This window comes from Nocardia sp. NPDC059229, assembly GCF_042754165.1.
GTDB lineage: Bacteria > Actinomycetota > Actinomycetes > Mycobacteriales > Mycobacteriaceae > Nocardia.
In genome coordinates, this window is the sequence record NZ_JBHZAK010000004.1 from 78613 (window position 1) to 92478 (window position 13866).

Annotated in this window: 15 protein-coding genes; 3 read left to right on the top strand and 12 right to left on the bottom strand. The window is 69.2% G+C overall.

The window, feature by feature from the left end; genetic code table 11:
* Positions 1-33: 33 nt before the first annotated feature.
* Complete coding sequence (locus ACFXHE_RS11665; RefSeq protein ID WP_379382255.1) at positions 34-504, top strand: MarR family winged helix-turn-helix transcriptional regulator; 471 nt, start codon at positions 34-36, stop codon at positions 502-504.
* A 3-nt stretch (positions 505-507) separates the two neighbouring features.
* Here the strand turns inward: ACFXHE_RS11665 and ACFXHE_RS11670 are convergent, their stop codons facing one another.
* Complete coding sequence (locus tag ACFXHE_RS11670) at positions 508-969, bottom strand: MarR family winged helix-turn-helix transcriptional regulator (protein ID WP_379382257.1); 462 nt, start codon at positions 967-969, stop codon at positions 508-510.
* A 98-nt stretch (positions 970-1067) separates the two neighbouring features.
* Here ACFXHE_RS11670 and ACFXHE_RS11675 point away from each other — a divergent pair, with 98 nt between their 5' ends.
* Both ACFXHE_RS11675 and ACFXHE_RS11680 read left to right on the top strand, forming a co-directional pair.
* A complete protein-coding gene (locus ACFXHE_RS11675; protein ID WP_379382259.1) occupies positions 1068-2093 on the top strand; it encodes an SMP-30/gluconolactonase/LRE family protein in 1026 nt (341 codons plus the stop codon).
* Between the two features lie 11 nt (positions 2094-2104).
* Positions 2105-2503 carry a PPOX class F420-dependent oxidoreductase gene (locus ACFXHE_RS11680; protein ID WP_379382261.1) on the top strand — a complete coding sequence of 133 codons (399 nt, stop codon included), beginning with the start codon at positions 2105-2107 and terminating at the stop codon, positions 2501-2503.
* 33 nt (positions 2504-2536) lie between these two features.
* On the opposite strand, the gene ACFXHE_RS11685 is transcribed toward ACFXHE_RS11680, so the two are convergent.
* The 11 genes from ACFXHE_RS11685 to ctaD all read right to left on the bottom strand — a co-directional run bounded on the left by ACFXHE_RS11685 (position 2537) and on the right by ctaD (position 13858).
* Entirely contained in the window at positions 2537-3826 is a 1290-nt protein-coding gene (locus ACFXHE_RS11685; protein WP_379382262.1) for a class I SAM-dependent methyltransferase, read from the bottom strand.
* Between the two features lie 18 nt (positions 3827-3844).
* On the bottom strand, positions 3845-4822 hold the full coding sequence (locus ACFXHE_RS11690) for a class I SAM-dependent methyltransferase (RefSeq protein ID WP_379382264.1): 978 nt from the start codon (positions 4820-4822) through the stop codon (positions 3845-3847).
* A 47-nt stretch (positions 4823-4869) separates the two neighbouring features.
* On the bottom strand, positions 4870-5637 hold the full coding sequence (locus ACFXHE_RS11695; protein ID WP_379382266.1) for an enoyl-CoA hydratase-related protein: 768 nt from the start codon (positions 5635-5637) through the stop codon (positions 4870-4872).
* Between the two features lie 55 nt (positions 5638-5692).
* Entirely contained in the window at positions 5693-6547 is an 855-nt protein-coding gene (locus ACFXHE_RS11700) for an NUDIX hydrolase (protein ID WP_379382268.1), read from the bottom strand.
* Positions 6548-6617: 70 nt separating this feature from the next.
* Complete coding sequence (locus tag ACFXHE_RS11705) at positions 6618-7064, bottom strand: hypothetical protein (RefSeq protein WP_379382269.1); 447 nt, start codon at positions 7062-7064, stop codon at positions 6618-6620.
* Positions 7065-7171: 107 nt separating this feature from the next.
* On the bottom strand, positions 7172-8005 hold the full coding sequence (locus tag ACFXHE_RS11710) for an ABC transporter ATP-binding protein (protein WP_354835130.1): 834 nt from the start codon (positions 8003-8005) through the stop codon (positions 7172-7174).
* A 370-nt stretch (positions 8006-8375) separates the two neighbouring features.
* Entirely contained in the window at positions 8376-9119 is a 744-nt protein-coding gene (locus tag ACFXHE_RS11715) for a peptidyl-tRNA hydrolase (RefSeq protein WP_379382271.1), read from the bottom strand.
* A gap of 25 nt (positions 9120-9144) precedes the next feature.
* A complete protein-coding gene (locus ACFXHE_RS11720) occupies positions 9145-9555 on the bottom strand; it encodes a protease inhibitor I42 family protein (protein ID WP_379382273.1) in 411 nt (136 codons plus the stop codon).
* Positions 9556-9659: 104 nt separating this feature from the next.
* On the bottom strand, positions 9660-10889 hold the full coding sequence (gene serB, locus ACFXHE_RS11725; RefSeq protein WP_354835124.1) for a phosphoserine phosphatase SerB: 1230 nt from the start codon (positions 10887-10889) through the stop codon (positions 9660-9662).
* Between the two features lie 180 nt (positions 10890-11069).
* Positions 11070-12029 carry an NAD(P)H-dependent flavin oxidoreductase gene (locus ACFXHE_RS11730; protein WP_379382275.1) on the bottom strand — a complete coding sequence of 320 codons (960 nt, stop codon included), beginning with the start codon at positions 12027-12029 and terminating at the stop codon, positions 11070-11072.
* 92 nt (positions 12030-12121) lie between these two features.
* Complete coding sequence (gene ctaD, locus ACFXHE_RS11735) at positions 12122-13858, bottom strand: cytochrome c oxidase subunit I (protein WP_379382276.1); 1737 nt, start codon at positions 13856-13858, stop codon at positions 12122-12124.
* Positions 13859-13866: the final 8 nt, after the last annotated feature.

The window sequence follows — 13866 nt, forward strand, 5'->3', positions numbered from 1 at the left end:
ACATATATATGTACTTTAGCAAGGAATTGTACGATGGCAAGGGTGAAGGACAACGACCCCGCGATCGTCGCCATCGAGCGCGCCATGGTGGCCATCCGGCGCAGCCAGACCCGGCGTGCGCTCAATAGATTCGCGGCCCGCGGGGGCGGACCGGCCGTCGATCCGACCCTCTTCGGCGTGCTCGACGCGGTCGAGGCGCGCGACGGGGAGGCGACCGTCACCGACATCGCGACCGCGCTGGGCGTGGATCAGCCCCGCGCCAGCCGCCTGGTGGCGCGCGCGGTCACCGAGGGCCTGCTGGAACGCCGCGCCGACCAGCACGACGCGCGCCGCATCCACCTGCACCTGACGCCCGCCGCACAGACCGCACTGAGCCGCGCCCACACCAACCGCCAGGCCGTCTTCGCCGAGGCGACCGCGGCGTGGGGCGAGCGCGACCGCACCGAATTCGCCCGGCTGCTCACCAGATTCGTCGCCGACTTCGGCGCCGTCAGCGACGGTTAGCGATCAGTCCGGCCGCACCGAATCGAGCAGGGTGGCCGCGCGCTCGAGCATGGACATGAGCGCCTCCCGCTCGGCGTCGGTGAACTCCGCGGCCAGCGCGCGTTCGACCGGGACCGCCCGCTTGTCGGCGGCGTGCATGACGGCGCGGCCCTCCTCGGTGAGCCGGGTCTCGAGCACATTGCGGTGCCAGGCGTGCGGTGTGCGCTCGATGAGGCCGCGCTCGCGCAGATTGGTGAGCACCGTGTTCATGGTGGGCGGCGTGACGCCGCAGCGCCGGGCCAGCTCGGCCGCCGAAATGCCCGGGTTCTCACTCAGCACGTAGAGGGCCGCGTACTGCGGAATCGTCACGCCCGCGGGTTTGAGGGCGGCGTTCTTCGCACCCATCAGCGCCTGTTCGGCACGCTTGATGAAGGTCCCCAGGCGTTCTTCGACCGGCATCGACGTCACCTCGGCATGATAGCTCATGCAGTTGTTCGAGCCTTGACGATCATTAGAGTTCTAATCTATCTTCGCTCTCGCACTCAGATGTCATCTCTATCCACCGGGATCGAAAGGCACGAACCATGTCCCACCCGATTCGCCGCTGGGCCGCGCCCGCGGTGACGGCGGCACTGCTGCTGGCGTCGGCGGCGTGCAGCACCGGAGACGCGGCGACGCCGGGCGCCGCGCCCGACCCCAACGCACCGGCGCCCGACCGCATCACCACCGCGTACGACCTGCCCGAGCGCGCGTATCCGGAGAGCATCACCGTCGATCCGCGTACCGGCGACGTGTACGCGAGCTCGTTCCTGACCGGCGCGATCTACCGGGCCACGCCGGGCACGACCGCGGCCGAGACCTTCCTGGCCGCGGGCGCGGACGGACGCCGCACCGCCAACGGCGTGAAGGTCGATGCCGCCGGGCGGCTCTGGGTGATCGACCACACCGCGGGAATCACGGTGTACGACACCGGGACTCGCGCCCTGCTGGCCCGCTTCGACGTCCCGGCCGCCGGGCAGCCGTTCGTCAATGATCTGGCCATCACCCCGGACGGCAGCGTCTACGTCACCGACAGCGTGCGGAACGTGGTCTACCGCATCGGACCGGACCAGCTCGCCGACGCACGCGCGCACGACGGACACGGCGGCGAACTGCGGGTCTACCTCGACCTCGGCGCGGCCAAGGCCCCGGCCGCGCGGAATCCCATGACCCTCAACGGCATTGCCGCCGACGACGCGGGCCGGTATCTGATCGTGGTCGACATGACCAACGGCGACCTCTACCGGGTCTCGACCGGACCGCAACCGACCGTGCAACGGATCGAGCGCACCGGCGGTGACGCGCTCGACGGCGACGGCCTGGAACTGCGCGGCGACACCCTGTGGGTGGTGCACAACAAGGGGAACGCCGTGTCCCGCTGGCGGCTCGGCGACGACGGCGCGAAAGCCGAACTGCAGCACCGCGTCATCGACCCCGCGCTCGACATCCCCACCTCGATCGTGCACACCGGCGGCCACGCGCTGGTCACGGTCTCCCAGTTCGACAAGAACGGCCCCTACGGCGACGGCGTCCCCGCCGGCTTCCGCATCGTCGAGATCTCCCAACTCTGAAGGAGCACACCGTGACCCACCCCGTCATTCCCGAGAAGTACACCGACCTGCTGACCCGCCCGCTGTTCGCGCACCTGGCCACCCTGAATCCGGACGGCACCCCGCAGGTCACCCCGGTCTGGCAGATCTGGGACGGTGAGTTGCTGCGCTTCACCACGACCACCACTCGCGCCAAGCACCGCAATACGTCTCGCGACCCGCACGTGGCGGTGAGCATCAACGATCCCGAGGCCCCCTACCGCTACCTCGAGGTGCGCGGCGTCATCGAGCGCATCGACGCCGACCCCGAGGGCGAGTTCTTCGACGTCCTGGCGCAGCGGTACGGCCTGGCCTACGACAAGCCGGTCGGCGACCATCCGCACCGCGTCGTCCTCGTCATGCGGCCCACCCGCGTCAGCTATCAGGGCTGAAACGGCGCGAGCTACCGGGGCGGAGACGCCGCGTCAGGGCGTGGCGCAGAGGAAAACCGTTGCCGCCCGGCCGATCCGGGTGACGACCAGCGTATGTGGCTGGGAGCCTCGCGGTTTGAGCCGGGCACGGAGCGCATCCGGGTCGATATCGACCCCACGCGCGAGGATCTCCAGCGGACCGCAGTCGCGACGATGCAACTCGGCCCGTAGCGGCTTCTCCCGGAATTCCATCCGATCGAGCACCCGGAACCCCCGCACACCCTCCGGAACCCGGTCACCGGTCAGGTACGCAATGCGCGGATCCAGCTGCCACAGTCCGTGTTTCGCGGCGTAGTGCCGCACCAGACCCGCACGGACGACCGCCCCGTCCGGGTCTATGATCCACTCCCCCGGCTCACGCTCGGGGATATCGTCTGGATCGGCATCGGTGAGTGTCCAGGGCGCGGCAGTGAACGAGAGCACGGTCGCACGCCGGGTCACGCCCGGCTCCGCCAAACCCGGTGACCACAGGCAGGCTTCCCGCACCGCCCCGTCGAGCGAGACGACTTCGATCTCCCCCGCCCACCCGAGCTTGTCGAAATCCAGTCCGGGAGCACACTTCACGGCCAGCTCCCGTCCGGTATACGCCGCCAGCAGATCCGGCAGCGGCGGCTGCAGCTTCGCCGGATCATGCGTCCGCCGCCCATCCGCCCGCCGCGCCGGATCGGCGATCACGACCTCAGCTGTACTGCACGGCACCAGCGCATCTGCCTTGACCAGCACCACATTTCGCGCCCCCGCCCCGGCGAGCGCCGCAGTGGATACGCTACCGATCGTCGACGAGACGCCACGTTCCTGCCCAGCAACGCTTGCATCCCCGCGGTGGATCACATCGGTGTCCGAGCGGGAAATCACCAGCGGCACACCGAGATTGTGCCGAGCCATCGCGAGACGTACGTCGTCGAGGTCGCTGCCGATCACGGCGGGGCAGACCTCGGCCAGGGCGGCCAATTCCGCGCCGATGGAGCAGGTGACATCGTGGACCGTGCGGCCGGCCAAGCGCTGGGCGCGGTGGCGAGCTACGGCCGACGGGGTGGCCTGCTGTAGGGCGTCGTCGGTGAAGAGCCACTCCCCCACGCCGTCGAGTTTGGCTGTCGCGCGGCGGCGCAGGCGGACCGTTTCCACGAGTGCGGGGGCGTGGTCACCGTGGTCGCGGCGGAGACGCTCCAGGTCCTTGAGGAGCGAGGCGGGGGTGAGCGCGAAATCGCCTACCTCCGCCAGGGCGGCCGCGCCGGCCGGACTGGCGAGGTAGGAGATATCAGCGCGAGAGAAGGCGTAGCCCACGGGGATTCGTGGACCGGCCTACTTGGCGGAAACGCCGGGCTTCACGCCGGTGATCATGGCGTTGTAGAAGAACTGGCGGGGCACCACGTGGCGCAGCACCTTCTCGTCGAGGGCCGAGAACGCCAGCCACGCCTTGTACTGGGCCATGCGGTAGCGCCAGGTCAGCTTCTCGTCCGGGACGGCGGCCTCGAAGGTGCGCACCGGCCAGCCCCACAGGGCGGCGGCGAATTCCTCGGTCTTGGCCTGCACCTCGACGGCGCCGGCGCTGCGGGCCATGCGCTCGAGATCGGACGGGTCGAAGGTGTGCAGGTCGACGACGGCCTCGAGGGCGGCGGCGCGGGAGGACTCGTCGAGCTCCTCCTGCGGGCGACGCCAGTCGCTGAGGAACGGCAGCTTGGTGATCTCGGTGGTGATCTTCCAGGTGACCTGGCCCAGCTTGCGGGCGTAGAGGTTGCCGATGGTGGTCGGCTCACCCGCGAACACGAACCGGCCGCCCGGCTTCAGCACGCGCAGGCACTCCTTGAGCGCCAGCTCCACATCCGGGATGTGGTGCAGCACGGCGTGGCCCACGACGAGGTCGAAGGTGTCGTCCTCGTAGGGAATGGTCTCGGCGTCGGCGACCCGGCCGTCCACGTCCAGGCCCAGGTTCTGGCCGTTGCGGGTGGCGACCTTGACCATGCCCGGGGACAGATCGGTGACCGAGCCGCGCTTGGCGACGCCCGCCTGCATCAGGTTCAGCAGGAAGAAGCCGGTGCCGCAGCCGAGTTCGAGGGCCCGGTCGTAGGGCAGCTCGGCGCTCGGGGCGACGGCGTCGAAGCGGCCGCGCGCGTACTCGATGCAGCGTTCGTCGTAGGAGATGGACCACTTGTCGTCGTAGGTCTCGGCTTCCCAGTCGTGATACAGGACCTGGGCGAGCTTGTTGTCGCTATACGCGGCCTGGACCTCCGCCTCGGTGGCGTGCGGGTTCGGCGCGGGGTCTTCAGGACCAACTGTCATGCAGGGCAGCCTAATGAATACCCCGGTGAACGGTGTTATCGGGCTGCTCAACGCCCGGTGAACCGGGCCGCATCCGGACCGTCGACCAAATAAGAACATGTTCCAAGCTGCTGATCTTCGGTGCCGAACAGATCCGCCCACTCGCGACGCGCCCGATCGTGGCCGTGCGTGCCCGCCTCGAACACCCGCTTGGCAGCGGCCAGGGCCGCGCGCGGACCGTCGGTGAACTGCTTCGCCCACCGCAGGGCGGCGGCGAACACGTCGTCGGGCGCGACCACCTCGTCGACCAGCCCGAGCGCCGCGGCCTCCTCCGGATCCACGAACCGGCCGCTGTACACCAGATCCTTGGCGCGCGAGGGGCCGATCAGCAGGCTCAACCGGCGGATACCGGCCAGCGGGATCAGCCCGGCCTTGATCTGCGGCAGGCCCAGTTTCACGTTGTCGCCGATGATGCGGCGGTCCGCGGCCAGGGCCAGCTCCAGTCCCGCGCCGAGGGCGTATCCGCTGATGGCGGCCACGGTCGGCTGCGGCAGCCGGGCCAGGCAGCCCAGCGCCGACTGGAAATCGCCGGCCATGGCCTGCGCCTGCTCGGGGGTGAGCCGGGCCAGTTCGGCCAGTTCGTCACCGGCGGAGAACACCCGCTCGTCGCCGTAGACCACCACCGCCGCGATCGACGCGTCGGCCGCGATCTCCTCGGCGGCCGCCGCCACCTCCAGCGCCACCTGGAGATCGATCAGATTCATCGGCGGGCGTGCGATGCGGAGCACGGCGACATGCTCCGCCACACCCCGGTCCACGGTCACGAATTCGGCCACAGCCGATCACCCTACTTCGGGCCCCGGGCACCGGGACGCCCCGCCCGGGCGGGCACTACTCGGGTCGCTGCGAACCGCGGATACGCGAATTGTCGGGCAGCTCGGCGAAGTAGCGGTCGGCGTGCGGGAACGCCAGCGCCGGACCGCCGCCCGACGGGTCGTACACCGGCATGATCGGGGTGATGTCCCGGCTGGCCGCGAGAATCTCGGCGGTGGAGGCGAATTCGTTCAGCGCCGCGAGCTGGGTCCAGGTCGGCGGCAGCAGCACGTCCACGCCCTCGCGCCAGCGGCCGATGGCCTCGGCGGGGGTGCACCAGGCGACCACCTCGGCCTCGGAGGTGGCGCCGTCGGCGAGCTGCCCCTCCGGCAGCACCGCGACGAAGAAGCGGGTGTCATAGCGGCGCGGCTCGATCACCGGAGTGATCCAGTTGTCCCACGGGCGCAGTAGGTCGGCGCGCAGCACCAGGTTCTCGTGGGTGAGGAATTCGGCGAAGGACAGCTCGCGGCGTTCCAGCTGCCCGCGCGCTTCGGCGTAGACCGCGGTGTCGCTGACGACGCTGTCGGCGGTCGGTCCCGCCAGCAGCACCCCGCACTCCTCGAAGGTCTCGCGCACCGCCGCGCAGACCAGCGCCTGGGCACGGCCGGCGTCGATGCCGAATCGCTCGGCCCACCAGGCGGGTTCGGGTCCGGCCCAGTCCAGTGCGATGGACGCGTCGGAGGGGTCGACGCCACCGCCGGGGAAGACGGTCATGCCGGCCGCGAAGGCCATGCCACCCACTCGACGCTGCAGGAACACCTCGGGCCCGTGCGCACCGTCACGTACCAGCATGACCGTGGACGCGTCCTTGACGGGCGCGGCCGCGGGCTGGGATTCGGACTGGGCCATTGCTTCGCTCACCTTTCGCACCATAACCGTTGCCCCGGCTAAGCGATACCACGCGCTGCGGGTTCGCCGGTCAGTCGGTCACACGGACTGATGGTCAGTCGGTCACACGGACTGACCCGGTGCGGGTTTCGATGACGGCCTGACCGGCGTCATCGCGCCGAGTCCAGGTGCCCTCCACCTTGCCGGTCCGATAGTCCTGCACCTGACTGATCACCGCGCCGGTGTCGTCGGTCCAGGTAACCAGGAAGATGCCGGCCGCAATGGACGCGACCGCGACCGGCGTGCTCGACCGCCGTCCGGTGTCGGCGGCGATGGAGGTCAGGGTGCGCCCGTCCGCCGAGAAGACAATGGTTCCGCCCGCGCCGCTGTCATAGCTGAGCTGCACCGTTCTACCGTTCAGGTCCGACGGGACCGTGGCCCGGCCCAGGGTCTCCGCGGCGTGCGAATTCGAAACCCGCTGGGCGGCCGGTGGATCGGCCACGCAGCCGGTGGCGACGACCGCGATGGCCAGAATCGTGATGGCGCCGATGCTCCGGCCCACAGCCAGCTCCCTCCATCCGCGTCAGTTGCGGACAGTTTGCCCGGCGGTGGCGGCGGATGCAATCGCAGCGCGCCGCGGTTCGCGAGACAGGTTGCGGGAGGCAGCTTTCAGCGGTTGCGGTGCCGCCCGAAGCGCTGGCTGCGGCGCGCGAAGTAGCGCCCCTCGATACGGTCCAGCTGAATCGACTGGCGGAACGCGTCACTCAGGTTCTCGGAGGTCAGCACATCGGTGAGCAGACCCTGCGCGACCACACTGCCCTCATTGAGGAGCATGCCGTGGGTGAAGCCCGGCGGAATCTCCTCCACGTGGTGGGTGACCAGCACGGTGGCGGGCGCATCCGGATCGGCGGCCAGATCGCCGAGCCGCTCGACCAGCTCCTCACGCCCGCCCAGATCCAGTCCGGCGGCCGGTTCGTCGAGCAGCAGCAGTTCCGGATCGGTCATGAGCGCCCGGGCGATGAGCACCCGCTTGCGCTCCCCCTCCGACAGCGTCCCGTAGGCGCGATCGGAAAGGTGTTCCGCGCCCAGGCTTTCCAGAATGTCGACGGCCCGGTCGGTGTCCATGTCGTCGTAGCTCTCCCGCCAGCGGCCCATCACCGCGTAGCCGGCCGAGACCACCAGGTCGGCGACCTTCTCGTCGAGCGGCACCCGGCTGGCGATGGCGGCCGAGGACAGGCCGATACGCGGGCGTAGCTCGTTGATGTCGACCCGGCCCAGGGTCTCCCCGAGCAGGTTGGCGACCCCGGAGGTGGGGTGCATCTCGGCGGCGGCCATGCGCAGCAGCGAGGTCTTGCCGGCGCCGTTGGGGCCGAGCACGACCCAGCGCTCGTCCAATTCCACCTGCCAGGTGACCGGACCGACCAGGGTATGTCCGGAACGTCGGACGGTGACGTCGCTGAAATCGATGAGCAGATCGGGATCCGGTTGCGGCACGGGGTCCATCTTGGCCCACCGCCCTGGACGCTCGTCAACGTGGTGGGAAAACTCGGTGCGTGTCCTCTCCGGAATTGCGATGGCGATAAGCGATTTCGTGTGCGCCACCATCGAATTCCGATGGTTCGCGCTCCGGGCCCGCCAACCCGCGGTCCCGCGCATCCGCCCTCGTGGATCGGAACATGCGCGCCAGAATGAGTGCCGCCGGGACCGAGAGCGCCACCCACACGATGAGAACAACCAGCAGTGTTGTCATTTCGGTGGTTTCCTTTCGAGGAAACGTGAATCGATCCTTGCCGACCCGTCCGGGGAAGTCGATATGCACTGCCCATATAGGTCAGTGCGCCGACCATCCGGTTTCGCTAGTGCGACATCCGCACTACGCCACCGCGATCACGGTCGTCGACCCCGGTGCCACCTCCGTGAAACCGGCATCGCGCACCGCCACCGCGCTGCCCTCGGCCACCCGCCGCTGCAACTCCGCCCAGCGGCCCGGATCGGCCTCCGCGACGGTGCACCGGAATCCCTGTGCGGCCCACGCATACGCCCGCTGCACCGGCAGAGCGCCTGCCAGCAACATACTGGCATGCCCTACCTGTGCCGCGGCCTTCCCCACAGTCATACCCAGTTCCGCGTTCACCCATAGCACCGGAGATTCCGGATCGATTGCGATCTCCTCCTCGACGGGCAGCTCGGTGCCGCTGATCTGGAGGCGCCGGATGCGCGGATCCACCTCGCCGACCGGTCCCGGCACCAGCGCCCGCGCCTGCGCACCCGCGAAATCGACTGTGACACCGTCGACTTCCTGCGCCGCCAGCCACTGCGCCCCGCGCGCCCGCCGCGCCACCTTGCGAATACGCGAGCGTTTCCAGGTCAGATAGCGCTCCTCCCACTCCCCATCGGGCCCGACCCGCTCGTCGAGGCACAGCGCCACCACCGCCGAGGCGGCGGCTGCCAGAAGTGCGCTGCGCGCCGGTGGATCGTTCTTCGGAATGTGCAGCACCATCTGCATGGCCTGCACGAGCGCCGGGTCCGCCGGATCGCCTCCGCCGCCATACCCCCGTGCCAATTCCGCGTGCCTGGTCACGAAACCGGCATCGATGGTGGATCCGACGCTCGACACAACCACTCCTACACAACTGTTCGGGCTAATGAACCGTCAGGTTCAGGGTGAAGCTCTTGGCCGGCTCAACACCCTGTTCCCAGGCTCGCTTGTATTCCAGGCTCAGTCGGGTGGAACCCGCCGCGACCGCCACGAAATTCGACACCGATTTGCCGCCGACCCCGACCTTGCCGTCCGGATTCGGGTCCTGTTCGTATTCCGGCGAGCCGTTCTGCTTCACCACGTTCTGATCCAGACCGCCCAGCATCCAGGCATATCCGGTGGTCGGGTTGGCCTCGAGGGTGACGATCAGTCCCTGACCGACCGCGAGACTCACGTCCTTGCCGTCGGAGTCGGCGCCGACCCGCACCGGCTCGCGCTCGGACGAGGTCGAATTGCCGCAGCCGGCCAGCGCCAGCGCGGCCATCACCACGGCCAGCGGCATACGCACACGCACGGACTCTCCTTCGATCGCGGCCGGACTCCCCGACCACGGTACCGAGAGCGGAGCTGCGAGTGCCGCAACCGAATTGGACGCGTTGCCGGCCTCAGCCGAGCGCCTCAGCGAGGCAGCGGCACCCGGCGGATGCCGCCGTCGCGGGCATCGGCCGCCTCGACCTCGTCGCGGGTGACGCCCAGGATGAACAGCACCGCGTCCAGGAACGGATGCGACAGCGCCGCGTCGGCGACCTCGCGGAGTGCGGGCTTGGCATTGAACGCGATGCCCAGCCCGGCGGCATTGAGCATGTCGATGTCATTGGCGCCGTCGCCGACCGCGACGGTCTGATCCATGGCCACCCCGGTCTCGGCCGCGAATCGGCGCAGCGCAACGGCTTTCGCCTCCCGGTCCACGATCTCCCCGACCACCGCACCGGTCAGCTTGCCGTCGCGGATCTCGAGGGTGTTGGCCTGCACGAAGTCCAGTTCCAGCTCGTGCGCCAGCGGCTCGATGACCTGACGGAAACCGCCGGACACCACGCCGCAGCGGAAACCCAGGCGGCGCAGGGTGCGAATGGTGGTGCGGGCGCCGGGGGTGAGCTCGATCCGCTCGGCGACCTCGTCGATGACCGAGGCGTCCAGCCCGGCCAGCGTCGCCACCCGCTGACGCAGGGATTCGGAGAAGTCGATCTCGCCGCGCATGGCCGCCTCGGTGACCTTGCGGACCTCCTCCTCGACACCGGCGTGCGCGGCCAGCATCTCGATAACCTCGCCCTGGATCAGGGTGGAGTCCACGTCGAACACGATGAGCCGCTTGGCCCGTCGCGCCAGGCCCGCCTTCTCGACGGCGACGTCCACGCTCTCCTTGGCGGCGACCGTGGCCAGCGCGGTGCGCAGCTCGGTCTCGGCGTCCGCGTCGGCGGTGGGGACGGTGACCATGAGTTCCAGGCCGGTGACCGGATAGTCGGCGATGCCGCGAATGGAGTCGATGTTCACCCGCTGCGCGGCCAGCTTGCGCGCGATGGCGCTGAAGGCGCGGGCGGTGACCGGCGAACCCAGCACCACGACCGCGTGGGTGGACAGCTTGGCGCCCGAGACGGCGCTCGCCCCGATCTCCACATCGACATCCATGCCGATGGAGGCCATGGCGTCCTCGAGCTGATCCTGCAGCGCTTCGGGATCGGTGGGACACGACACCAGCACGCCCAGGGTGAGCCGGCCGCGAATCACGACCTGCTCCACATCCAGCAGACTGACCGCGCTATTGGCCAGGGCGGCCAGAAGTACCGATGTGACGCCCGGCTTGTCGGGTCCGGTGACCGTGACCAGAACCGTCGTGTCAGACGCGCTCAATCGATAACTCCGTTCCATGCGACTGCCTGTCCCGCCCGGCATGCGGCGGCAGCTCATTCTGTCAGGTCGGCGCGAACGGGACCGCGCCGACCGCCGCCGACGGTGGCGGGCATCACGCCGCCCGAGGTCAGCGACCGGACCACCGGAGGTCAGGGCGCCCGCCGACCGAGAGTCGGTGCGTCAGCGACGGAGCAGGCGTGCGGCGCCCGAACACATTTCGGTCAGCACGTCGGCGACCGGGCGCACCGCGGTGACCAGGCCGACGCCCTGCCCGGCGTCGACCGGGGCGATACGCGGGTCGTCGGCGGCATTCGCGGTGGTCAGTTCGGACCGCGCGGCGGTGTCACCGGCCAGCTCGCCGAGGTGGTCGTGCCAGCGCGCGGTGAAGTCGTTGCGCAGCACCCGGGCCGGAAAGCGCTGTGGCCAGGGCAGTACCATGCCGACGTCGAAGGTCCGGGTCACGATGGTGTCGGTGTCCTCGGCCGCGAGCAGGGCCCGCCGGCCGCCCGGCGACAGCAGCGATTCGGCACAGGCGGCCAGGGCGGTCCCCAGCCAGACTCCCGAGGCTCCGGCGGCCAGCATCGCGGCGACCCCGCGCGCCGACCCGATTCCACCGGCGGCCAGCACCGGACCCGGCACCGCGTCGAGCACGGCCTCCAGCAGCGGCAGCGTCGCCAGTTCGGGAGCGCCGTGCCCACCACCCTCCAGACCGCGTGCCACCAGGACATCGATGCCGGCATCGCACGCACGCCGGGCATCGTCGACGGTGTAAACCTGTGTCGCCGTGCGGATTCCGGCGGCACGAGCCCGGTCGGCCCACGACAGGTCGGACCCGAAGCTCACCGACAGCAGCGCGGGTGCGGCCGAGAGGGCGAGCTCGAACAGCCCGGGACGGGCGGCCACCACCCAATCCACCAGACCGATCCCGACGGGACCGGCAGCGTCGGCGACGTGCGGCAGTTCCCGCTCGAGGGCCTCCACCGACCCCGCACTCCCCATCCCGATCATGCCCAGGCCACCCGCCGCCGCGACCGCGGCCGCCAGCCTGCCACCGGCAACCCCGCCCATCGGCGCGTTCACCACCGGCAGCCGCAGCCCCAGCGCACCCGACCACTCGGTGGACAGTCCCGTTTCCGACATCGCTCCCGGATCCTCCATCGGCACTCCCCTCCTCGAAAACAACGCGGCACCCGTCGTCAGACGGGTGCCGCGTTGGTGTTCAGGTGTCGAGACTAGCCGGAAACCTTCTCCAGCTCCTTGACGGTGTGGGACTTGGAGCCCCAGCCGACATGGGCCTCGGCGCGCATGCGCTCGACCATGTGCGGGTAGTGCAGCTCGAACGCGGGACGCTCGGAGCGGATGCGCGGCAGCTCGTAGAAGTTGTGCCGCGGCGGCGGGCAGGAGGTCGCCCACTCCAGCGAGTTGCCGTAGCCCCACGGGTCGTCCACGGTCACGACCTCGCCGTAGCGGTAGGACTTGAAGACGTTCCAGATGAACGGCAGCATCGACGAACCCAGGATGAAGGCACCGATCGTGGAGATGGTGTTCAGGGTGGTGAAGCCGTCCGAGGGCAGGTAGTCGGCGTAGCGACGCGGCATACCCATGTTGCCCAGCCAGTGCTGCACCAGGAACGTGGTGTGGAAGCCGACGAAGGTGGCCCAGAAGTGCCACTTGCCCAGGCGCTCGTCCATCATGCGGCCGGTCATCTTCGGGAACCAGAAGTAGATGCCCGCGAAGGTGGCGAACACGATGGTGCCGAAGAGCACGTAGTGGAAGTGCGCGACCACGAAGTAGGTGTCGGACACGTGGAAGTCCAGCGGCGGCGAGGCCAGGATGACGCCGGACAGACCACCGAAGAGGAAGGTCACCAGGAAGCCGACCGACCAGAGCATCGGGGTCTCGAAGGTGAGCTGACCGCGCCACATGGTGCCGATCCAGTTGAAGAACTTCACACCGGTCGGGACCGCGATGAGGAAGGTCATGAACGAGAAGTACGGCAGCAGCACGGCACCGGTGGCGTACATGTGGTGCGCCCACACCGCGATGGACAGCGCCGCGATACCCAGCGTCGCGTAGACCAGCGTGGTGTAACCGAAGATCGGCTTACGGCTGAAGACCGGGAAGATCTCCGACACGATGCCGAAGAACGGCAGCGCGATGATGTACACCTCGGGGTGGCCGAAGTACCAGAACAGATGCTGGTAGAGCAGCACGCCACCATTGGCCGGGTCGTAGATGTGGCCACCCAGGTGGCGGTCGTAGGCCAGGCCGAACAGGGCCGCGGTGAGCAGCGGGAAGGCCAGCAGCACCAGCACCGAGGTGACGGCGATGTTCCAGGTGAAGATCGGCATCCGGAACATGGTCATACCCGGGCAGCGCAGGCAGACCACGGTGGTGAGCATGTTGACGCCACCGAGGATGGTGCCCAGACCGGAGACGGCCAGACCCAGGATCCACAGGTCGCCGCCGACGCCCGGGGAGTGGACGATGTCCGACAGCGGGGCGTAGGCGGTCCAGCCGAAGTCGGCCGCGCCACCGGGGGTGATGAAGCCGGCGGTCGCCATGGTGCCGCCGAACAGGTACAGCCAGTAGCTGAACGCGTTCAGACGCGGGAAGGCGACGTCAGGGGCGCCGATCTGCAGCGGCAGGATGATGTTGGCGAAGCCGAACACGATCGCGGTCGCGTAGAAGAGCAGCATGATCGTGCCGTGCATGGTGAACAGCTGGTTGAACTGCTCCGGCGACAGGAACTGCATGCCCGGGCGGGCCAGCTCGGCGCGCATGAGCAGCGCCATGATGCCGCCGACCATGAAGAAGGACATGGCCGTCACCAGGTACATGACGCCGAGAACCTTCGGGTCCGTCGTGGTGACCATCTTGTAGATGAACGATCCCTTCGGACCCGTCCTTTGAGGATAGGGCCGAGCCGCCTCCACAAGGCTGGCCGGCCGCGGTTCTACGGCAGTCACGAAACCTC

What these genes read in the sequence shown, in the direction of transcription:
- ACFXHE_RS11665 (WP_379382255.1), top strand. Translation starts at nt 34, where the DNA reads ATGGCAAGGGTGAAGGACAACGACCCCGCGATCGTCGCCATCGAGCGC.
- ACFXHE_RS11670 (WP_379382257.1), bottom strand. Translation starts at nt 969, where the DNA reads ATGAGCTATCATGCCGAGGTGACGTCGATGCCGGTCGAAGAACGCCTG.
- ACFXHE_RS11675 (WP_379382259.1), top strand. Translation starts at nt 1,068, where the DNA reads ATGTCCCACCCGATTCGCCGCTGGGCCGCGCCCGCGGTGACGGCGGCA.
- ACFXHE_RS11690 (WP_379382264.1), bottom strand. Translation starts at nt 4,822, where the DNA reads ATGACAGTTGGTCCTGAAGACCCCGCGCCGAACCCGCACGCCACCGAG.
- ACFXHE_RS11700 (WP_379382268.1), bottom strand. Translation starts at nt 6,547, where the DNA reads ATGGTGCGAAAGGTGAGCGAAGCAATGGCCCAGTCCGAATCCCAGCCC.
- ACFXHE_RS11710 (WP_354835130.1), bottom strand. Translation starts at nt 8,005, where the DNA reads ATGGACCCCGTGCCGCAACCGGATCCCGATCTGCTCATCGATTTCAGC.
- ACFXHE_RS11730 (WP_379382275.1), bottom strand. Translation starts at nt 12,029, where the DNA reads ATGTCGGAAACGGGACTGTCCACCGAGTGGTCGGGTGCGCTGGGGCTG.